1 protein-coding gene is annotated in these 483 nt (G+C 71.4%); it reads left to right on the forward strand.

The window, feature by feature from the left end; genetic code table 11:
* Positions 1-480, forward strand: a 480-nt coding sequence (locus tag GL263_RS27785; RefSeq protein WP_228456894.1) for an SRPBCC family protein, incomplete at its 5' end; no start/stop codon positions are given.
* Positions 481-483: the final 3 nt, after the last annotated feature.

Genomic DNA, 483 nt, shown 5'->3' on the forward strand with positions numbered 1-483 from the left:
GAACGGGAGCGCGGTCGGGTCTGGGGGGTCGAGGAGTCTCTGATGGTGGCGTCGCCGCCGGGGGACGTGTACGGGTTGCTGGCTGATGTGCGGCGGATGCGGGAGTGGAGCCCGGAGGTGTTCTGGGTGTGGCGGCGGGGGCGCCGCTTTGTGGGCTTCAACCGAAAGGCGTTCTTCGTCTGGTTCACCAGCTGTCGGATCACTGTCGCCGAGCCTGCCCGGCACTTCGCGTTCGACGTGACGGCCTTCGGGCTGCCGATCGCCCGCTGGGGCTACCGGCTTGAGGACGCGGAGGGCGGCGGCACCCTGGTGACGGAGTACTGGGTCGACCACCGTCGGGACCGGCGGCGTGGCCGCGTCGCCGATCTGCTCGGGTTGGTGTTCACCGGGACGCCGCCCGCCCGGCGTGCGGAGATGAACCGGGCGGGGATGCGTACGACTCTGCGGCGGCTGAAGGACGCCTGCGAGCGGAGGGGGTAGGGG

The organism is Streptomyces durbertensis (assembly GCF_014156695.1).
Classification (GTDB): Bacteria; Actinomycetota; Actinomycetes; order Streptomycetales; family Streptomycetaceae; genus Streptomyces; species Streptomyces durbertensis.